Annotated in this window: 17 protein-coding genes; 4 read left to right on the top strand and 13 right to left on the bottom strand. The window is 48.5% G+C overall.

What is annotated here, in order from left to right:
• Window positions 1-38: 38 nt before the first annotated feature.
• Both ACTHTS_RS06230 and polA read right to left on the bottom strand, forming a co-directional pair.
• Window positions 39-2,321 (bottom strand): sel1 repeat family protein, encoded by a 2,283-nt coding sequence (locus tag ACTHTS_RS06230; protein WP_440361223.1) that lies wholly within the window; start codon window positions 2,319-2,321, stop codon window positions 39-41.
• A gap of 45 nt (window positions 2,322-2,366) precedes the next feature.
• On the bottom strand, window positions 2,367-5,162 hold the full coding sequence (gene polA, locus ACTHTS_RS06225; RefSeq protein WP_440369537.1) for a DNA polymerase I: 2,796 nt from the start codon (window positions 5,160-5,162) through the stop codon (window positions 2,367-2,369).
• Window positions 5,163-5,343: 181 nt separating this feature from the next.
• Here polA and ACTHTS_RS06220 point away from each other — a divergent pair, with 181 nt between their 5' ends.
• From ACTHTS_RS06220 to ACTHTS_RS06205, 4 genes are all read left to right on the top strand, one after another.
• Complete coding sequence (locus ACTHTS_RS06220; RefSeq protein WP_049344991.1) at window positions 5,344-5,844, top strand: hypothetical protein; 501 nt, start codon at window positions 5,344-5,346, stop codon at window positions 5,842-5,844.
• A 53-nt stretch (window positions 5,845-5,897) separates the two neighbouring features.
• Complete coding sequence (locus ACTHTS_RS06215) at window positions 5,898-6,566, top strand: PspA/IM30 family protein (RefSeq protein ID WP_440369536.1); 669 nt, start codon at window positions 5,898-5,900, stop codon at window positions 6,564-6,566.
• Window positions 6,567-6,780: 214 nt separating this feature from the next.
• Window positions 6,781-7,446: a YqiJ family protein gene (locus tag ACTHTS_RS06210; protein WP_440369535.1), complete on the top strand. Its 666-nt coding sequence runs from the start codon at window positions 6,781-6,783 to the stop codon at window positions 7,444-7,446.
• 205 nt (window positions 7,447-7,651) lie between these two features.
• On the top strand, window positions 7,652-9,364 hold the full coding sequence (locus ACTHTS_RS06205; protein ID WP_296115620.1) for a flotillin family protein: 1,713 nt from the start codon (window positions 7,652-7,654) through the stop codon (window positions 9,362-9,364).
• A 375-nt stretch (window positions 9,365-9,739) separates the two neighbouring features.
• Here ACTHTS_RS06205 and ACTHTS_RS06200 read toward each other — a convergent pair whose 3' ends face one another.
• From ACTHTS_RS06200 to ACTHTS_RS06150, 11 genes are all read right to left on the bottom strand, one after another.
• Window positions 9,740-10,165, bottom strand: coding sequence for a F0F1 ATP synthase subunit epsilon (locus ACTHTS_RS06200; protein WP_440369534.1), 426 nt, complete (start codon window positions 10,163-10,165; stop codon window positions 9,740-9,742).
• Between the two features lie 10 nt (window positions 10,166-10,175).
• The gene (gene atpD, locus ACTHTS_RS06195; RefSeq protein ID WP_003683789.1) at window positions 10,176-11,573 is read right to left on the bottom strand and encodes a F0F1 ATP synthase subunit beta; all 1,398 of its coding nucleotides are present in this window, start codon (window positions 11,571-11,573) and stop codon (window positions 10,176-10,178) included.
• Between the two features lie 38 nt (window positions 11,574-11,611).
• The gene (gene atpG / locus ACTHTS_RS06190; protein WP_101755791.1) at window positions 11,612-12,487 is read right to left on the bottom strand and encodes a F0F1 ATP synthase subunit gamma; all 876 of its coding nucleotides are present in this window, start codon (window positions 12,485-12,487) and stop codon (window positions 11,612-11,614) included.
• Window positions 12,488-12,511: 24 nt separating this feature from the next.
• Window positions 12,512-14,059 (bottom strand): F0F1 ATP synthase subunit alpha, encoded by a 1,548-nt coding sequence (gene atpA, locus ACTHTS_RS06185; protein ID WP_440369533.1) that lies wholly within the window; start codon window positions 14,057-14,059, stop codon window positions 12,512-12,514.
• Window positions 14,060-14,069: 10 nt separating this feature from the next.
• On the bottom strand, window positions 14,070-14,603 hold the full coding sequence (locus tag ACTHTS_RS06180; RefSeq protein WP_004519004.1) for a F0F1 ATP synthase subunit delta: 534 nt from the start codon (window positions 14,601-14,603) through the stop codon (window positions 14,070-14,072).
• 4 nt (window positions 14,604-14,607) lie between these two features.
• Window positions 14,608-15,078 (bottom strand): F0F1 ATP synthase subunit B, encoded by a 471-nt coding sequence (locus tag ACTHTS_RS06175; RefSeq protein ID WP_004464459.1) that lies wholly within the window; start codon window positions 15,076-15,078, stop codon window positions 14,608-14,610.
• A 73-nt stretch (window positions 15,079-15,151) separates the two neighbouring features.
• Window positions 15,152-15,388, bottom strand: a complete 237-nt coding sequence (gene atpE / locus ACTHTS_RS06170) for a F0F1 ATP synthase subunit C (RefSeq protein WP_004519005.1) — start codon at window positions 15,386-15,388, stop codon at window positions 15,152-15,154.
• 64 nt (window positions 15,389-15,452) lie between these two features.
• Window positions 15,453-16,319 carry a F0F1 ATP synthase subunit A gene (atpB, locus tag ACTHTS_RS06165; protein WP_440369532.1) on the bottom strand — a complete coding sequence of 289 codons (867 nt, stop codon included), beginning with the start codon at window positions 16,317-16,319 and terminating at the stop codon, window positions 15,453-15,455.
• Complete coding sequence (locus tag ACTHTS_RS06160) at window positions 16,309-16,662, bottom strand: ATP synthase subunit I (RefSeq protein ID WP_222570738.1); 354 nt, start codon at window positions 16,660-16,662, stop codon at window positions 16,309-16,311. Before ACTHTS_RS06160 ends, atpB begins: the two co-directional genes overlap by 11 nt.
• Window positions 16,663-16,938: 276 nt before the next feature.
• Window positions 16,939-17,799 carry a ParB/RepB/Spo0J family partition protein gene (locus tag ACTHTS_RS06155; protein ID WP_039863743.1) on the bottom strand — a complete coding sequence of 287 codons (861 nt, stop codon included), beginning with the start codon at window positions 17,797-17,799 and terminating at the stop codon, window positions 16,939-16,941.
• A 101-nt stretch (window positions 17,800-17,900) separates the two neighbouring features.
• The gene (locus ACTHTS_RS06150; protein WP_440369531.1) at window positions 17,901-19,682 is read right to left on the bottom strand and encodes a chorismate-binding protein; all 1,782 of its coding nucleotides are present in this window, start codon (window positions 19,680-19,682) and stop codon (window positions 17,901-17,903) included.
• Window positions 19,683-19,813: the final 131 nt, after the last annotated feature.

Genomic DNA, 19,813 nt, shown 5'->3' with positions numbered 1-19,813 from the left:
GAAAATGTTTAGGGATTTTTCAGACGGCCTTCAATTGATTAATCTTTTTTAATCGGCGGATTGGCATTAATTGGCAACGACGAGCGGGAAACTTTAACGTTTGGATAATATTTCCGCATCAAATGCTGAAACACTTCCGCCTTGCGCTCTTTTCCGCTCTTTTCGTAATTCGTCCCCAAAATCACTTCATCCACAATATCGCGTATATCGGCATAAGGCAGATAGACGGATTTTGTGGTTTTGCAATATTCGATTTTGTCCGAACCGATTTGTTCGATTTTCAGCAGACGGAATTCTTCCTCATCGCGGAAAGCGAAATCTTTAAAAAGATAACGGATATATTCCAAAGCTTTTTTATCTTCATCGCTGATATTATTAGATTTTTTCATTAACTCTATCAACGCTTCTTCAAGCTTGTTGATACGCAATTGATACAAACTTGGATTTTTTCCTACAGGCTTTAATCGAATGCCGAATTTTTGGTTGTTCTCATTCATCAACCATTTCTTACATTTCTCTTCAGCAACATATTCATCGTAATAAGCGATATAAGCCACCTGATAAAGTGGCAGGCTTTCATCTTCTAAACCCGCTACATCTACCTTCGCTAATTCTTTTAAACCTTCGTTCTGTTTGTTTGTAAAACCTCCGAACGAAGCAGAAATATCAGGCTCTTTCAACCAATCTCCGTTTTTATTAAATACCAAGCAGCAGCCCGATGCTTCTACTCCATTTTCTTTGCCATACAAACGGAACTGGTTCAAATCGTTGACGCGGCTGGAGAAACAGGTAAAGAAAGCATTATGGACAGGGCAGTCAGCCTTGTTTTCCAATTCCAAATCCTGCAGATTCAACAACTCCAACAGCCCTTCCCCTTCGGTCGGGTCGTTCATATAAGTGGAGCTGCCAATTCTCATCGGACTAACCTTATTACTATCAACAGGAACTTTATCATCGGCTTTATCACTAACAATGCCGAATAATCTTTCGCATACTGAGGGCGAAGTATAATGGGCAAGAGGAATTGACCCTAATTCCATAGGCGGGATATTTAAAACTGCCAGAATGGTAGTAATGTCGTCTATTACTGTTTTTTCTTTTTGAGTTCCAAATAAATCTCCCTGTATTTTCTGTTTTTTCCAGTCAAAATATCTTTCCCAGTTTTTTTGAATTATGGCTTGTTCGAAATAACAACGGCCTAACCAAGATTGTGCATTGTTTTGTTTTTGAAGGCTGTTTGGCTTGTCTGCCAGCTGTTTAGCAAATTCCAATGATTGTTGGAAATGCTCAACTGCCCGTCCAAATAACTGTTCTGCCTCCTTGCCTTTGGCTTTTAGTGCCTGCTCAAAATAGCAACGGCCAAGCCAAGATTGGGCATCGATTTGTTCTTGAAGGCTGTTCTGCTTATCTTCCAGCTGTTCGGCAAGACTCAATTGCTGTTGGTGGTGTTCAACTGCCTGCTCAAATAACTGTTCCGATTCCTTGCCTTTGGCTTTCTTCGCCTGCTCTAAATAGCAGCGCCCTAACCAAGATTGTGCATAGATTTGTTCTTGAAGGCTGTTTTGTTTATCTTCCAACTGCTCGGCAAGCCTCAATTGCTGCTGGTGGTGTTCAACTGCATTTCCAAACAACTGTTCCGATTCCTTGCCTTTGGCTTTTAGCGCCTGTTCAAAATAGCAGCTGCCTAACCCAAATTGTGCATTGTTTTGTTCTTGAAGGTTGTTTTGCTTGTCTGCCAGCTGTTTGGCAAATTCCAATGATTGTTGGAAATACTCAACTGCATTTCCAAACAACTGTTCTGACTCCTTGCCTTTGGCTTTCTTCGCCTGCTCTAAATAGCAACGACCAAGCCAATATTGGGCATTGATTTGTTCTTGAAGGCTGTTTTGCTTGTCTGCCAGCTGTTTGGCAAATTCCAATGATTGTTGGAAATGCTCAACTGCATTTCCAAACAACTGTTCTGACTCCTTGCCTTTGGCTTTCTTCGCCTGCTCTAAATAGCAGTGGCTAAGCCAAGATTCGGCATAGATTTGTTCTTGAAGGCTGTTTTGCTTATCTTCCAGCTGTTCGGCAAGCCTCAATTGCTGTTGGTGATGTTTAACTGCCTGCTCAAACAACTGTTCCGAATCCTTGCCTTTGGCTTTCTTCGCCTGCTCTAAATAACAACGGCCAAGCAAAAACTGAATATCGTTTTGCTCCTGAATTTGGCTATTTTTATCTTCAATTTTATCTAAAGCCTGATTCAGCTTCTCAATCGCTTCGTCAAATTTTTTCTTATTGAATAACTCTACACTGTCGTCAATTAAATCTTGAACACTCATTACTTTATTCCTTTCTCAAAACAATCTGTTAACCACCATACTATCTCAATGTGCCTCTTCCCAATTCATACCCACGCCCACTTCTGCCACCAGCGGCACGTTCAACATCCCTTCGTCCACTTTCGCCATAATCTGCGACAGTTTTTCTTTCACTAAATCCAGCTCTGCTTCAGGTACTTCCAACACCAATTCGTCATGCACCTGCATAATCAGTTTGCTTTGCAGGAGGTCGCCTGAAAGCCAGCGGGATACGTCTATCATGGCGCGTTTGATGAGGTCGGACGCGGTGCCTTGCATGGGGGCGTTGATGGCGGCGCGTTCGGCTCCGGCGCGGGCGTTGGCGTTTTTGTTGTGGATGTCGGGCAGGTAGAGGCGGCGGCCGAACAGGGTTTCGACGAAGCCTTGCGCGGCGGCTTGTTCTTTGGTGCGCTGCATGTATTCGGCGACGCCGGGATAACGTGCAAAGTAGCGGTCGATAAAGTTTTTGGCGGAGATGTTGTCGATGCCCAATGATTTGGCAAGGCCGTATTGGCCCATGCCGTAAATCAGGCCGAAGTTGATGGTTTTGGCGTAGCGGCGTTGTTCGGACGAGACGTTTTCGGAGGCGGTGCCGAATACTTCGGCGGCGGTGCGGCGGTGTACGTCTTCGCCGCTTTGGAACGCGGCGATGAGGGTTTTGTCGCCGGAGAGGTGCGCCATGATGCGCAGCTCGATTTGGGAATAGTCGGCGGAAACGATAACGCTGCCTTGCGGTGCGGTGAAGGCGCGGCGCACGCGGCGGCCTTCGGCGGTGCGGATGGGGATGTTTTGCAGGTTGGGGTTGTTGCTGGCGAGGCGGCCGGTAATGGCGACGGCTTGGGCATAGGTAGTATGCACGCGGCCGTCTTTGGGGGAAATCATTTCGGGCAGCTTGTCGGTATAGGTGGATTTGAGCTTCGCCAGGCTGCGGTTTTGTAGGATGATTTTGGGCAATGGATAGTCAGGCGCAAGCTGTTCGAGCACGGCTTCATTGGTGGAAATGCCGCCTTTGGCGGTTTTTTTCAGGCCTTTGGTGGGGATGCCCATTTTGTCGAACAGGATTTCTTGCAGCTGTTTGGGCGAGTTGAGGTTGAACGGCTGGCCTGCGGCGGCGTAGGCTTCTTGTTCGAGCTTCATCAGCTCGGCGCCGAGTTCTGCACTTTGGCGGGCGAGTTCAGCGCGGTCGATTTGTACGCCGTTGCGTTCCATTTCAAACAATACCTGCGCGACGGGCAGCTCCATTTTTTCATACATTTCAAGCTGTTTGGCGTCCATCTGCGCGCGCAGGTGCGCTTCGAGGCGCAGGGCGAAATCTGCGTCTTGGGCGGCGTATTCGGTCGCCTGCTCAATGGCGACGTCGGCAAAACCGATTTGCTTCGCGCCTTTGCCGCACAGCGATTCGTAGGTAATGGTTTCCAAGCCCAGCCAGCGTTCGGACAATTCGTCCAAACCGTGTCCGAGATGGCTCTCTATGATGTAGGAAGCGAGCATAGCGTCGCCGGCAATGCCGTTTAGGGCGATCTCGTAGTTGGCGAAAACGTGTTGATCATATTTGAGGTTTTGCCCGATTTTTTTCAGGGCGGGATTTTCCAAATGCGGTTTCAGACGGCCTAATACGTCTTGTAAATCAAGCTGTTCCGGCGCAGCAGTCAGGCTGTGTCCTACGGGGATGTAAACCGCTTCGCCTGCTTGGAACGCGATGCTGATGCCGACCAGTGAGGCGTTCATCGCGTCTAATGACGTGGTTTCTGTATCGATGCCGATTTTTTCCGCCTGAGCCAGTTTGTCCAACAAAGCGGCAAACTGCGCTTCGGTGGTAACGGCTTGATAATCCAGTTTTTCAGGGGCTGGGGCAAGTTCGGGTTGTTTTTCCGGCTGTGTTTCCATCGCCAATGCGGCCTGTTCGCCGATATGCTCGCTGCCGAACAAATCTGTGTTTTGCGCTTCGTGCATACGGCTTTCTGCTTCCTTCAGCCAAGTGCGGAAGCCCCAGCGTTTGAAATCGACCGCAAGCTGCGACCATTTCGGCGAAGTGCGGCGCAGGCTTTCGAGGCCGTCTGAAAGCTCGGTGTGCAAGTCCACATCGGTTTTAATCGTTACCAACTCATACGACAGCGGCAGTTGTTCCAAAGCGGCTTGCAGGTTTTCGCCCACTTTGCCTTTGACTTCGCCAGCGTGTTCCATCACGCCGGCCAGCGAGCCGTAGGCTTCCAGCCACTTCACCGCCGTTTTCGGGCCGCATTTTTCCACACCCGGCACGTTGTCCACCTTGTCGCCCATCAGTGCGAGATAATCGCGGATTTGGTCGGGGCGTACACCGAATTTTTCCTTCACGCCTTCAATGTCCAGCGTTTCGCCGCTCATCGTGTTCACCAGCGTCACACGCTCGTTCACCAACTGAGCCATGTCCTTATCGCCGGTAGATACCACCACGTTCCACCCTGCTTCGCTAGCCATCTTAGCCAAAGTGCCGATAACATCGTCCGCTTCCACCTGCGGAATCACCAATACCGGCCAGCCCATCAGGCGCACCAAATCCGGCAAAGCTTCCGCCTGCGAGCGCAAATCGTCCGGCATTGGCGGACGCGTCGCCTTATAGTCGGGGAACATCTCGTGGCGGAAATTCTTGCCCTTAGCATCAAACACCACCGCGCAATAATCGTGCACATAATCCGCCCGCAGCCGGCGCAGCATGTTCAACACGCCATACATCGCCCCAGTCGGCGCACCGTCGGGCGCAGACAAATTCTGTCCCATAGCATGATAGGCGCGGTAAAGATAAGAAGAGCCGTCAACGAGAAGGAGTGTGGGTTTGTTGGACATGGAGAACCTGCTGTGTGTATGAAAATAATGTACGGATTATAAAGGAAAAGGCCGTCTGAAAACCGAAAATCAAGTTTCAGACGGTCTGATGTTTACATAAATATACGGTTTCAGGTATTGCACCTCAGAATCTCATCTTGTATATTTGTATTCAAATGAATACAAACCAAAGCAAACGAATATGAATGCAACGAACCGTATCCCAATTAGTGTGCGCATCACTCAGGAAGATGCTGATTTTATTGCTGAACTCAAAATCGAAGGAGCGAATACGCCGTCTGAAAAAATCCGCGAACTGCTCAAGCTGGCGCGCTTGGCGCATACGCAAACGCGCGATTACAGCTCTGCACTGACGGCGCAGGAGCAATTTTTCCAAGCGGCAAAACATGAAATCTTGCACGCTGAAAAACAGGCCGGAGTGCATTCGCATATCGTAGCGAGATTGTTTGAGCAGCTGCCCGACTTGGGTGCGACGCTTGCAGCCGACCTGCCCGAAGAAGCCGACCTCGACGATTTGAAAAAATACGAGCGCGAACTGATGTGGCGCATCGTCCGCCTGACCGACAGCATCCTGCAACTCGCCGTAACCGGTAAAGGCGCGGCATACGACGATACCGTGTTGCAACAGCTTGAAAATACTTTGAAACTGGCGAAGATTGTGCAGCAGGCAAATGAAGTTTAAGGCTGCCTCCATACCAAATGAAACAAACACATTTTAGTGAAAGGAAAATCCAAATGAGCGAAACCCTATCCCGCCGAGTAGGCCGTCTGGTAAGCGGCGGTTTTCATGCCCTGATTGATGCGGCGGAAAACCTCGCGCCTGAAACGGTAATGAACGAAAGTATCCGCGAAATCGAGCGCGCAGTAGATGAAGTTCGTGCTGAGTTAGGCAAAGTGTTGGCGCAGAAACACCTTGCCGCCAAGAAAATGGCAGACGAGAGCAACCGTCACGAAGCCATCGATGCCAATCTGCAAGCTGCCGTAGATGCCGGTCGCGATGATCTTGCCGAAGCGGGTATCGCCGAACAAATGGACATCGAAGCGCGTCTGCCTGTTTTGGAAAACACCATTGCCGATTGTGCCGCACAAGAAAAAGAGCTCGAAGGCTTTATCGCCGCCTTGCAGGCGAAAAAACGCGAGATGCAGCAGCAGTTGCAAGATTGGCGTGCCGCACAGCAAAGCGTGGGCGCAGGCAAAGCGGCAGGAGGCAACGGCAGCGACCTCAACCGTATCGCCCGTGATGCCGAAAAAAGCGGCAAAGCTTTCGACCGTGTGATGGGTCGCCAAAACTCAGTACACAGCAGCACCGATGCGGCGCAGTTAGCCAAGCTGAAAGAACTGGAAGACTTAAGCCGCAACAACCGCATTGCCGAAAGATTGGCAGCATTAAAAGCGAAATCATAAGCCATATTGAGAAAATCTCGGTTTCAGACGGCCTCTATCTTCACGGGGCCGTCTGAAAAAAGAAAACCATACACACCTCAATAACAAGAAGATGCCGAATTGGGAAAAATCCTGTCAGTTACGACAAATTAATAAAAATACCCATATCCAATCGGCTTAACTTTAAAATAAAATATATGCCGTCTGAAAATTAAAAAGAATAAGGAAATGCAATATGTGGAATTTAATCAACGCCCCCGAAACTGAAATCTTCGGCATTGCCATTGCGCTGATGGTTTTGCTCGGTGTGTTGGAAGTCATTTCCATGCTGGCAGGCGGTATCAGCGACTGGCTGGACAACCTGTTGCCCGACAGTCTGACCGAAACCGCGCACGCCGAGGTCGGATTGGATGTGGCGGATGCAGGCATATTCGTGCGTTTCCTGAGCTGGCTGTATGTCGGACGTATCCCGGTGTTGATGTTGATGGTGGTGTTTCTTGCCGTATACGGACTGACGGGTTATCTGTTTCAGACGGCCTTTGCCACTGTATTCGGCAGTTATCTGAATGGCACGCTGGCAGCAGTCATCGTTTGGTTTCTTTCCCTGCCCTTAGTACGGGTGACGGCTAGCGGTTTGTACAAAATTATGCCGAAAGATGAAACCACTGCCGTTTCGCAAGAAAGTTTAATCGGCCGCGTCGGCACGGTGGTATTGGGCGAAGCTCGGGTAGGCAATGCGGCGCAGGTGCGCGTGAAAGATGCTTACGGCCAACAGCATTATGTGATGGTAGAGCCTGACTCTGAAGATGTATTAAAACAAGGAGATGCGGTATTACTGGTGTCGTTGAACGGAAATACATTTAAAGCGATTTTGAATCCGAGCGGCAGCTTGGTAGATTAAGGCCGTCTGAAACCGCTGATTTATCGATACGGGAAAAATAGATACTTTACCGCCCTATCCTCACTATCTAGAAATTTGAAATAACAATTAGAACACTCCTATTATTTCAACCCATATTTTTAACCCTTTCAGACGGCCTCTTTCTCTCAAAGCCTTCTGAATCCACCGCCCCCAAAGGCATATTAACAAGAAGAAAGGAAAAACCATGAATTTGGTCTCCATCGGCACTATCGCCGGCGTCATACTCGTCGCGCTGTTTGTACTCGGTCTCATCCTGACCCGTCTGTATCGCCGCGCCAGCAAAGAAGTCTCGTTTGTCCGCACCGGTTTTGGTGGTGAAAAAGTCATCATGAACGGCGGTGCGATGGTGCTGCCCGTATTGCACGAAATCATCCCCGTCAACATGAATACACTGCGCCTTGAAGTGCGCCGCGCTGCCCAACAAGCGCTGATTACCCGCGACCGTATGCGCGTTGACGTAATGGCGGAATTTTACGTCCGCGTTAAACCCAGCGCCGAGAGCATTGCGACCGCCGCACAAACGCTGGGTATGAAAACCATGTCTCCCGATGAGTTGAAAGACCTCGTCGAAGGTAAATTCGTTGACGCCCTGCGTGCTGTTGCCGCCGAAATGGCGATGGAAGAGCTGCATGAGAAACGTGTTGATTTCGTCCAGAAAGTACAACAAGTCGTGAGCGAAGACTTGTTCAAAAACGGTCTCGAACTCGAAACCGTTTCCCTGACCGGCCTCGACCAAACCAGCTTTGAGTTCTTTAACCCGCAAAACGCCTTTGACGCGGAAGGTTTGACCAAACTGACCGAAACCATCGAAGGCCGCCGCAAAAAACGTAACGAAATCGAACAAGACACCGATTTGGCAATCAAAACCAAAAACCTCGAAGCCGAGCAGCAACGCCTGAAAATCTCGCGCGAAGAAGAATACGCCAAACTCGAACAAGAGCGTGAGATTGCCGTCCGCCGTGCCGAACAAGAGGCCAGCATTGCCGAGCAAGAATCTCAGAAAAAACGTGAAGCGGAAGAAGCCAAAATTGCCGCTGAACGCGAAGTGGATTTGAAACGCATTGCCGCCGAACGCGACATTAAAAACGAAGACATTAGAAAAGCCCAAGCCGTTGAGCAGGCCGAGGTTGAACGCCGCAAAGCCATCGAATTGGCCGAGCAAGACCGCGCCATCGCCGTTGCCGAAAAATCGCGTGCCGAATCCGAAGCCAAGGCCGAAGCCGACAAAGCCCGCGCCGCCGCCGTTCGCGAAGAAGAGAGCGTGATTACCGTACGCGAAACCGAACGCGCCGAGCGTGCCAAAGCGGTTGAATTGATTGCCGCAGAAGAAGCCGCGCAAAAAGATGCGATTTCGCTCACCGTCGCCGCTGAAGCTGAAAAACAAGCTGCACAAGACCGCGCTGAAGCCGTGCGTATCGCCGCCGAAGCCGAAGCCGAGAAACAACGCCTTCAAGCCAAAGGTGAGGCCGATGCCAAAATTCTGTTGGCGCAAGCGCAAGAGCAACAATACAAGGTTGATGCAGAAGGTACCCGCGCTGTGAACGAAGCTGCCAACGTCCTGAGCGTTGAACAGGTTGAAATGCAAGTCCGCCTTGCCCTCTTAAAACACCTGCCGGACATCATCCGCGAATCCGTCCGCCCAATGGAAAAAATCGAAGACATCAAAATCTTGCAAGTCAATGGTCTAGGTGGCTTTGCCGGTGGTGCAAACAGCGCGGAAGGTGCTTCAGACGGCCAAACCACACAAGCCAGCCTTGCAGACCAAATGGTCAACAGCGCCCTGCGCTACCGCAGCCAAGCCCCGTTGGTTGACGGTCTCTTGAAAGAGTTGGGATTGAATGGTGGCGACATCAACGGCCTGACCCAAGGACTGGATAAAAGCATCGACCAATCATAAACAGATACCGTCATAATGGTTTAAAGGCCGTCTGAAACAGGTTTTCAGACGGCCTTTTGTTTATACAAAAACTTCCACAAATTCTAATATTTTCAATACTGATCAATTCAGATCTGTTGCGGTTGCAATAAATTAGGAATTATCCAACCTGCTTTTTGTGGTTAAAAAAGATTGAGTGGGCTATTCTTAGCCAAATAACAAGGCTAACTGCTTTGACAATGATCCGCCAACAATTGAGTCATAAAAACTGATTCTACCGTTTCGATTTCAAGCTTGCCATCTACTCGTCTATCGGTATTTTAATATCAAACCGCTTATCTTCAGGCAAATAAAAAAGCACAACATTTCGTTGTGCTTTTTCTTGATGAACCCACATTACTTGTTTTTTTGCGAACGAAGGTAGTCCAAAGTTTTCAGCTGGGCAATGGCTGCTGCCAATGCTTTGTGCGCTTCGGCCAGAGATTTATCATCTTTGGCTGCAGAAACACCTGCCTCGGCTGCTTTTTTAGCTGCTTCAGCACGCGCCTGATCCATTTCTGTACTGCGAACGGCAACGTCTGCCAATACAGTAATCTTATCAGGCTGTACTTCTAAAACGCCACCGGAAACGGCAACCAGCACTTCTTTAGCTTCACCCGGAACAGTCAAACGCAATGCGCCGGGGCGTACCAAACTCATAATCGGCTCGTGTCGTGGATAAATACCAAGCTCACCTTGAACGGTCGGAACCACCACAAAGCTGGCCTCGCCCGAATAGATGTTTTGCTCGCTACTAACCACTTCAACTTGCATGGTGCTCATGCCGGCCTCCTTAGTTTAAGGTTTTCGCTTTCTCAGCCGCTTCTTCAATGCCGCCTACCATGTAGAACGCTTGTTCAGGCAGATGGTCGTATTCGCCGTTCAAGATAGCTTTAAAGCCGGCGATGGTGTCACGCAATGAAACGTATTTGCCTGGAGAACCGGTAAATACTTCGGCAACGTGGAACGGTTGAGACAGGAAGCGTTGGATTTTACGGGCACGCATCACAGTCAGTTTGTCTTCGTCAGACAATTCGTCCATACCCAGAATGGCGATAATGTCGCGCAATTCTTTGTATTTTTGCAGAGTAGACTGTACACCGCGCGCTACGTCGTAGTGCTCTTGACCCAATACCATCGGATCCAATTGGCGTGAAGTAGAATCAAGCGGGTCAACTGCCGGGTAAATACCCAAAGATGCAATATCACGGCTCAATACGACGGTCGCGTCCAAGTGGGCGAAAGTTGTCGCTGGAGACGGGTCAGTCAAGTCATCCGCAGGTACATATACGGCTTGGATGGAAGTAATGGAGCCGGTTTGGGTAGAGGTAATACGCTCTTGCAAACGACCCATTTCTTCAGCCAATGTCGGTTGGTAACCCACTGCAGAAGGCATACGGCCCAACAGTGCAGATACTTCGGTACCGGCCAGAGTGTAACGGTAGATGTTGTCAACGAAGAACAATACGTCGCGACCTTTACCGTTTTCATCTTTTTCGTCACGGAAGTATTCGGCCATGGTCAAACCGGTCAAAGCAACGCGCAGACGGTTGCCTGGAGGTTCGTTCATTTGGCCATACACCATGGCTACTTTATCCAATACGTTGGAATCTTTCATCTCGTGGTAGAAGTCGTTACCTTCACGGGTACGTTCACCCACACCTGCGAACACGGACAGACCGCTGTGCGCTTTGGCGATGTTGTTGATCAATTCCATCATGTTCACGGTTTTGCCCACACCGGCACCACCGAACAGACCTACTTTACCGCCCTTAGCAAACGGACACAGCAAGTCGATCACTTTAATACCAGTTTCCAGCAATTCGGTAGTTGAAGACAACTCGTCGAATTTTGGAGCAGTTTGGTGAATGGCACGGCTCTTGTCGGTATCGATCGGACCTGCTTCATCAACAGGCGTACCCAATACGTCGACAATACGACCCAATGTACCTTTACCTACCGGCACAGTGATTGGCGCACCAGTATTGCTTACAGACATACCGCGTTTCAGGCCGTCTGAACTACCCATTGCAATAGTACGGACAACACCGTCACCCAGAAGTTGTTGAACTTCCAGAGTCAGACCGTTCTCGTCCAATTTCAGGGCATCGTAAACATGCGGGATAGCGTCGCGTGGAAATTCCACGTCAACCACCGCACCAATAACTTGTACGATTTTGCCTTGGCTCATTATCGTATCCTAATTTCCTGTTCAGGCTTCAGACGGCATTAAACTGCCGCTGCACCTGCTACAATTTCTGACAATTCTGTGGTAATCGCGGCTTGACGCGATTTGTTGTACACCAAACGCAATTCTTTGATGGCATTGCCTGCGTTGTCGGTTGCGGCTTTCATCGCTACCATACGCGCGGCTTGTTCAGATGCCATGTTGTCGCTCAATGCCTGATAAACCACAGACTCTAAATAGCGGCGAACCAAATATTCCAATACGGCGATAGGACTCGGCTCGTAGAGGTATTCCCAAGTAAATGAAGAATGACCTGTTCCGTCGTCAATAACGTTTTCACCGATAGGCAGCAAAACTTCCATACGCGGCTCTTGGCGCATTGTGTTGACAAAACGTGAGTAAACCATATGGATACGGTCTAATTCATGCTTCTCATAACGTTGGAAGATTTCGGTCAAAGGGCCAAGCAACGCTTCCATTTTCGGGGTATCGCCCAAATTGGTTGCACTGGCAATAACATTCAAACCGATACTTTGGCATGCAGCCAAACCTTTACTACCCAGGCACACGACTTCGACTTCGATGCCTTGTTCCTGATACTCTTGAACTTGCGCCAAAAACTTTTTCAGTACGTTTGCGTTCAAGCCACCGCACAAACCTTTGTCCGAGGTAATCAAAATGAAACCGGCACGACGCACTTCGCGGTGCGGCTCCAACAATTTGATACCATGATCGGCATTGGTCTGTGCAAGATGGCTCATCACTGTACGCACTTTTTCGGCGTACGGACGCGCTAAGCGCATCCGGTCTTGAGTCTTCCGCATTTTAGAGGTCGACACCATTTGCATCGCTTTAGTGATCTTTTGGGTATTTTGAACACTACGGATTTTGGTGAGAATCTCTTTTCCGACTGCCATTTCAGACTCCTTTCATCTCAATACTTATGCTTGGTAAGCGTAAGAAGATTTGAAAGATTTCATGGCTTCGGTCAATGCTCTTTCGCTTTCGTCAGACATTGCGCCTGATGCATTAATCGCTTCCAGAACCTCAGGATGTTGCGTACGTACGAAACTCAAAAATTCTGCTTCGAAAGCCAAGGCTTTGGATACCGGAACATCTGCGTAAGAACCGTTGTTGATCGCCCACAAAGTCAATGCCATTTCGGCAGTGTTCAATGTGCTGAATTGTTTTTGTTTCATCAATTCAGTAACCACTTCACCGTGTTGCAGCTGTTTGCGTGTTGCTTCGTCCAAATCGGAAGCAAATTGCGAGAACGCTGCCAACTCACGGTACTGTGCCAACGCCAAACGGATACCGCCACCCAGTTTTTTGATGACTTTGGTTTGTGCTGCACCACCTACGCGCGATACGGAAATACCGGCATTGATTGCAGGGCGGATACCGGCGTTGAACAAGTCGGTTTCCAAGAAGATTTGGCCGTCTGTAATCGAGATTACGTTGGTTGGTACGAATGCTGATACGTCACCGGCTTGGGTTTCAATAATTGGCAACGCAGTCAGAGAACCGGTTTTGCCTTTTACTTCGCCATTTGTCAGTTTTTCAACTTCGTTTTCGCTGACGCGGGCCGCACGTTCCAACAGACGGGAGTGCAGGTAGAATACGTCGCCAGGATATGCTTCACGGCCAGGAGGACGACGCAACAGCAAGGAAATTTGACGGTATGCAACGGCTTGTTTAGACAAGTCATCGTATACGATCAACGCATCTTCACCACGGTCACGGAAGAATTCACCCATGGTACAACCGGAGTAAGGAGCGATATATTGCAGTGCAGCGGCTTCAGAAGCAGTTGCAGCAACCACGATAGTATGCTCCATCGCGCCATGCTCTTCCAATTTGCGTACTACGTTGGCAATAGAAGATGCTTTTTGACCGATAGCCACATAAATACAGATAACGCCTGTACCTTTTTGGTTAACGATGGCATCCAGTGCGACAGCAGTTTTACCGGTTTGACGGTCACCAATGATCAACTCACGTTGGCCACGACCAACCGGAACCATAGAGTCAATAGCTTTCAGGCCGGTTTGCATTGGTTGGTCAACCGATTTACGCGCAATCACACCTGGTGCAATTTTTTCGATTGGAGCGGTCAATGTTGTGTTGATTGGACCTTTACCATCGATAGGACGACCCAATGCATCAACTACGCGACCAACCAGTTCGCGACCGATCGGCACTTCCAAAATACGGCCGGTACAGGTAACTGTATCGCCTTCTTTAATGTGTTCGTACTCACCCAACACTACGGCACCGACGGAGTCACGCTCCAAGTTCATGGCCAGACCGAAAGTGTTACCGGGGAATTCGAGCATCTCACCTTGCATCGCGTCTGACAAGCCATGAATGCGCACAATGCCGTCTGTAACAGAAACAACGGTACCACGAGTACGCACTTCTGCATTGACGGACAGATTTTCGATTTTGGCTTTAATCAAATCGCTAATTTCAGCAGGATTAAGCTGCATGAAAACTCTCCTAATTTGTCATAGTCGCATACAAAGCATTCAGTTTGCCTTGTACGGACAAATCCAAGACCTGATCACCCACTTCTACTTTGATGCCGCCGATTAATTCAGGGGCAACTTTAGCTACCACATCCAATTTGCTGTTGAAGCGTTTTGTCAGGATATCGGTAACATCGGCCAGCTGCTGAGAACTGAGTTCATACGCGCTGTAAATTACTGCCGATTTCGTATTGTTGTGTATCAAGGTCAAATCTTGATATTGGGCATAAATTTCCGGCAATACCAGCAAACGCTTTTGCTCGGCCAAAACGGTAATGAAATTTGCCAATTCGACATTTTTGATACCGACAAGACCTTTGAGCGTTTCTGCTTTTTCGGAAGCTCCCGTTTCCGGTTGCTCGATGAAAGCAATGACTTTCTCATCCTGAACAACCGCTGCGAGTTCTTTCAGTTCGCCCAACCAAGACTCGATTTGGTTTTTTTCCTGAGCCAGACTAAACAATGCTTTCGCATAAGGTCTGGCAATCGTTGCGAACTCTGCCATAAGATTACAGCTCCTGTTTTAAGGTACTGAGCAAATCTGCATGTTTGGAAGCATCAACTTCTTTACGCAAGATAGATTCCGCACCTTTAACAGCCAGTGTAGCAACCTGTTCGCGCAACACTTCGCGCGCACGGTTAACTTCTTGCTCCACATCAGCTTTTGCTTGAGCTGCAATGCGTGCTGCTTCATGAGAAGCTTGCTCTTTGGCTTCTTCTACAATTTTTGCAGCACGTTTTTCGGCGTTGGCAACCATTTCGGTTACCTGATTACGCCCTTCGGCCATAAGTTCTGCAACTTTTTTCTCTGCCTGCTCAAAATCGCTCTTACCGCGCTCGGCAGCAGCCAAGCCCTCGGCGATTTTTGCGGCACGCTCATCCAATGCTTTGGCGATCGGAGGCCATACGAATTTCATCGTAAACCAAACCAAGCCAAAGAAAACTAGGATTTGCGCAAATAAGGTTGCATTAATATTCACGTTACTTAACCTTCGTATCTGGGTTAATCAAACAGACGGCAAGCCTGTATCTGAACGGATCGCTCCGTCTTGATTACGCACCACTAAACGGGTTAACGAAGGCGAACAACAGGGCAATAGCCACACCGATCAAGAAAGCCGCGTCGATCAGACCAGCGATCAAGAACAGTTTGGTTTGCAGAGGACCGATCAGCTCAGGTTGGCGAGCAGAAGATTCCAAGTATTTAGAACCAACCATTGCGATACCGATAGAGGCACCCAATGCGCCCAAGGCAACGATCAAACCACATGCGATAGCAATCAAACCCATTTTTAAACTCCTTAAAATAGTAAAGGTTAAACTACAAAAAACAAACTACAAAAAAACTACTTGATTAGTGTGCATCATGCGCCTGTCCGATATATACGAACGCCAACGCCATGAAAATAAATGCCTGCAAGGTGATAACCAAAATGTGGAAAATCGCCCAAGCCAAACCGGCAATCAGGTGGAACACAAATAAAATCGGATCCAAAGTTTCGACACTACCGGTTGACGCCCATGCACCGCCCAACAGAGCGATCAACAGGAACACCAGCTCGCCGGCATACATATTACCAAACAACCGCATACCGTGGGATACGGTTTTGGACAAGAACTCTACCAAATTCAGCAGGAAGTTGGCCGGAGCAAGCATTGGACCAAAAGGCGCGCTGAACAATTCGTGAATCCAACCGCCAAAGCCTTTAATTTTGATATTGTAATAAATACATACCAACAATACGCCAATTGCCAAAGCCAAAGTAGTATTCAAGTCAGCAGTCGGTACGACACGCAACAGTGCGTGATGATTACCGGCAACGCCTTGCCATACCATTGGCAGCAAATCGACTGGCAACATATCCATGGCGTTCATCAGGAAAATCCAGACAAACAGAGTCAAGCCTAAAGGCGCAACAGCTTTACGCGATTGTTCGTTATGAATAATGCTTTTACACATGTCATCCACGAATTCGAACAGAATTTCAACAGCCGCTTGGAAACGACCGGGAACACCGGCCGTCGCTTTTTTGGCACCGCGCCACAAAAGGAAGCTGCCGATTACACCCAACAGAACGGCAAAAAAGATTGCATCAAGGTTAATGAACGAAAAATCAGCGATGTTTTTCAGTCCTTGACCCTGAGTAACATCCGACATACTGGTCAAGCTTTGCAAGTGGTGCTTGATGTAGTCGGCAGCGGTCATAGTTTCACCTGCCATAGTGTTTCACTCTCAACAATACTAAAAAAACCAAATGACTGACGCCAAGAAACGCCAATAAAAATGGGTAAAATACCAGTGATCGATGCCATATCGCAAAAACGACCGACATAGATACCAGCGACAGCACTACTTTTAAAACCTCTCCGCCGATAAACATCGAACTTTGCAGATCGGGATTTCGTCGGGAAAACTTTAAAAGTAAAACTGCAACCAGGGTAGGCAAAATATACGAAAATCCTCCCGCCAAAGCAGAGAGGAAGCCGGGCAATCCGGAAAATAACGCACAAACAACTGAAATTATTAACAATACAATCACTTGCAATGGGACTATCTGATTCATTGTACTTCACACCCCAAAACGCAAGGTAAATTAATATAATCAAGAAGTTTGTTAACGTCAAGCAATATGTTAATCTTTGTGAACCTTTCACAGATAAATGATTAACACATATAAAACAAATCTTTGCAGGAACGGAGTTTAACACAAATTACATGTTGCTACACAGATTTTACAGAAGATTTTGATTTGTATTGTAAACATCTGTACGACCAGTCCTTTTATCAAAAATTCAGGCCGTCTGAAAAACTTTTTTCAGACGGCCTGTTTATCAAACCGTTAAAACTCTTGATTAATGCCTAACTGTTTCAGTAGATATTCGAACGTTTCCGGCGTATCAAAATGCAGTACGATTTTGCCTTTTTTCTGATTGCTGGTTTTGACTTCGGCATTGACACCTAAACGCTCAGTCAGGGCATCATTAATACGGCGGATATCCGGGCTGATGGTTTTGGCTGCTTCCGGCTTGGCTTTTTGATGTGCCAACTGGCTGCGGCGCTCTACCTCGCGCACCGACCAACCGTTTTTGACGGCTTTTTGAGCCAACTCCAATTGGTCAACCACATGCAAGGTCAGTAACGCACGAGCATGACCCATTTCCAGACGGCGTTGGTAAAGCATTTCCTGAACCGGCTCAGGCAGGCTCAACAGACGCAGGCTGTTGGAGATGGCACTACGGCTTTTACCGACGGCTTTTGCGATGGTTTCATGAGTCAGGCCAAATTCGTCGGCAAGGCGTTTCAAACCTTGAGCTTCTTCAATCGGATTGAGGTTTTCACGTTGCAGGTTTTCAATCAAACCCATGGCCAACGCGGTTTCGTCGCTGATGGTTTTGATAACGACGGGAATTTCGGTCAAACCGGCCAACTGGGAAGCGCGCCAACGGCGTTCGCCGGCAATCAATTCATATTGAGACAAACCACGTTCGCGTACGATAACCGGCTGGATAATGCCTTGCGCTTTAATGGAATCGGCCAATTCCTGCAAAGCTTCATCATCAATTTGAACACGCGCCTGATAGCGGCCGGGCTGAATATCGGCGATGGCAACCGTTGTCAGGCGGTCGCTACTGCTGCTGTCCACTGCATTGGAAATCAGCGAATCCAAACCGCGTCCCAATCCACCTTTTGCTTTTGCCATATTGTTTTCCCTTTCAGACGGCCTCATTGTTGAAATGACGTATTCTATCGGATATTGCCGCTTTACGACAATTTGAATCACAATGATTTGACTATTGCCATTTATTTACGGAGCGAAACCGCAAACACGCCCCTTAAAGCGTTACTCAAGCCGATTTCTTCCGCATTTTCCAACATAGAACGCGTGATGCGGGTTTCTTTGATTGTATCCGCACCTAAAAGCCGCGGCTGCTTCAATACCGCTTGGCGCATTACCCCGTTCAAAATATCCAAATCCAAAGACGGCGTGAGCCATTGTCCTTGATATTTGACGAACACATTGCTTCTTCCACCCTCTAACAAAAGGCCGTCTGAATTGAAAAACAGGCTGTCAAATGCACCCTGCCCTTCTGCCGTTTTCCATGCTTGGTCAAAAATTTCACGGCGTGTGGTTTTGAAACGGCGCAGATAATCGCGTTGGCTTAATGTGTGCTCACTCAGGATGACGTATTGTTGCCCATCCAATTCAGAAACAGCCGCATGGCTCAATGCAAGGCCGTCTGAAAACAAGGCGGCTTTGACTCTAAACAACCCATTTGGCAACGCATCTATATAATGTTGGATTTGCTCTATTGCATTTTGAGGCCAAGGCAGGTTGAGCGCTTGCGCCGAGCTGTTCAGACGGCCCAAATGCAAATCAAGCAAACGGCATTGTTTGTCTTCCACGCGCATGGTTTCAAAAATACCGAAATCAGGCCGTAATTCATTGATGAAACGCGCCTTCCAACCGCACTCGCGATATTCGGCCTCAGGATCGCTATCAATCACAATCCCCGAACCTACGCCATAGACACCTTGATAAAGGCCGTCTGAAACCGGTTTCAGGGATAAGGTGCGGATCACGACATTAAACACGCCTTCAAACCCCAAACCCGTATCACACGGATGCAAAAAACCGATGCTGCCTGTGTACAAACCACGCGGCTCAGATTCAAGGGACTCAATAATCTGCATACTCATGCGTTTGGGTGCGCCGGTAATACTGCCGCACGGGAAGGCTGCACGGAGAATATCGGCAACCGAAACATCAGCCAGCGCCTGCGCTTCGATGGCACTGGTCATCTGCCAAACACTGCCGAAACGGGAAACTTTAAACGGTTCAGGCACACGTACTTTGCCCGTTTGCGCGATTTTGCCGAGGTCATTGCGCAACAAATCGACAATCATCACATTTTCGGCGCGGTTTTTAGGGTCATTTTGCAATTCAACGGCGCGGCGTTCATCTTGTCCGTCATGAAGAATCGGCGCAGTGCCCTTCATCGGCTCGGTTGTAATCAGGCCGTCTGAATCGATTTTGAGGAAAAGTTCGGGAGAAAAACACAAAGTCCACGCCTCCTGCCCTGCCCCGTCAGGCAGACAAGACAAAACGGCATACGGCACAGGCTGGCGCAAGCGGCGGTAAAGTTGAATCGGATTGCCGTAAGTTTGCAGGTGCAGGCGTGCGGTGTAATTGATTTGATAGGTATCGCCGCGGCGGATGGCTTCGTGGATTTGACGGATATGCTCGAGATAATCGGCTTCGGATACGGAGAATCGGGGAGTAGAGATGCCTGCCTCAAGGCCGTCTGAATGATTGGCCAGCCAGCTTTCGGCATCGATTTCGGAATAATCGGCAAACCAGTGCAAACGCAGACTGCCACTGCGACCAGACGGAATATCCATCAGCGGCAACCCGAATTCGTAGTCTGCAAACAACACTGCATGCAAACCCTTTTTCCAGCCGGCTTGCAAAATACTTGTTAACGAATCCAGTTCGTTATGATAAAACCGATGGCTTTCTACATGATTTTGATAGAGTTTTGCTCGGCCGCTCACGGCATCGTCAAACAGGGCGAAATAAGGCATGATTGCTGTACAAATAGGCTGATTATACGCTGCTTTTACATAAGTTAGCAGACAAATTCAAAAAAAGTACTCTAATGTAATTTTATGTAGTCGAACGAGGCATAAAAGGGTAGAATCAAACCATACCACAC

Source organism: Neisseria sp. P0019.S003 (assembly GCF_051957115.1).
Classification (GTDB): Bacteria; Pseudomonadota; Gammaproteobacteria; order Burkholderiales; family Neisseriaceae; genus Neisseria; species Neisseria flavescens_D.
Note: the sequence above shows the minus strand (reverse complement) of the source record. Positions and strands in the feature narration are given on the sequence as shown.

Coding starts and splice junctions, on each gene's coding strand:
- atpB (WP_440369532.1), bottom strand. CDS start 16,319: ATGGCAGGTGAAACTATGACCGCTGCCGACTACATCAAGCACCACTTG.
- ACTHTS_RS06180 (WP_004519004.1), bottom strand. CDS start 14,603: ATGGCAGAGTTCGCAACGATTGCCAGACCTTATGCGAAAGCATTGTTT.
- ACTHTS_RS06220 (WP_049344991.1), top strand. CDS start 5,344: ATGAATGCAACGAACCGTATCCCAATTAGTGTGCGCATCACTCAGGAA.
- ACTHTS_RS06200 (WP_440369534.1), bottom strand. CDS start 10,165: ATGAGCACCATGCAAGTTGAAGTGGTTAGTAGCGAGCAAAACATCTAT.
- polA (WP_440369537.1), bottom strand. CDS start 5,162: ATGTCCAACAAACCCACACTCCTTCTCGTTGACGGCTCTTCTTATCTT.
- atpA (WP_440369533.1), bottom strand. CDS start 14,059: ATGCAGCTTAATCCTGCTGAAATTAGCGATTTGATTAAAGCCAAAATC.
- ACTHTS_RS06230 (WP_440361223.1), bottom strand. CDS start 2,321: ATGAGTGTTCAAGATTTAATTGACGACAGTGTAGAGTTATTCAATAAG.
- ACTHTS_RS06160 (WP_222570738.1), bottom strand. CDS start 16,662: ATGAATCAGATAGTCCCATTGCAAGTGATTGTATTGTTAATAATTTCA.
- ACTHTS_RS06210 (WP_440369535.1), top strand. CDS start 6,781: ATGTGGAATTTAATCAACGCCCCCGAAACTGAAATCTTCGGCATTGCC.
- ACTHTS_RS06155 (WP_039863743.1), bottom strand. CDS start 17,799: ATGGCAAAAGCAAAAGGTGGATTGGGACGCGGTTTGGATTCGCTGATT.
- atpG (WP_101755791.1), bottom strand. CDS start 12,487: ATGGCAGTCGGAAAAGAGATTCTCACCAAAATCCGTAGTGTTCAAAAT.
- ACTHTS_RS06150 (WP_440369531.1), bottom strand. CDS start 19,682: ATGCCTTATTTCGCCCTGTTTGACGATGCCGTGAGCGGCCGAGCAAAA.
- atpE (WP_004519005.1), bottom strand. CDS start 15,388: ATGGGTTTGATTGCTATCGCATGTGGTTTGATCGTTGCCTTGGGCGCA.
- atpD (WP_003683789.1), bottom strand. CDS start 11,573: ATGAGCCAAGGCAAAATCGTACAAGTTATTGGTGCGGTGGTTGACGTG.
- ACTHTS_RS06205 (WP_296115620.1), top strand. CDS start 7,652: ATGAATTTGGTCTCCATCGGCACTATCGCCGGCGTCATACTCGTCGCG.
- ACTHTS_RS06215 (WP_440369536.1), top strand. CDS start 5,898: ATGAGCGAAACCCTATCCCGCCGAGTAGGCCGTCTGGTAAGCGGCGGT.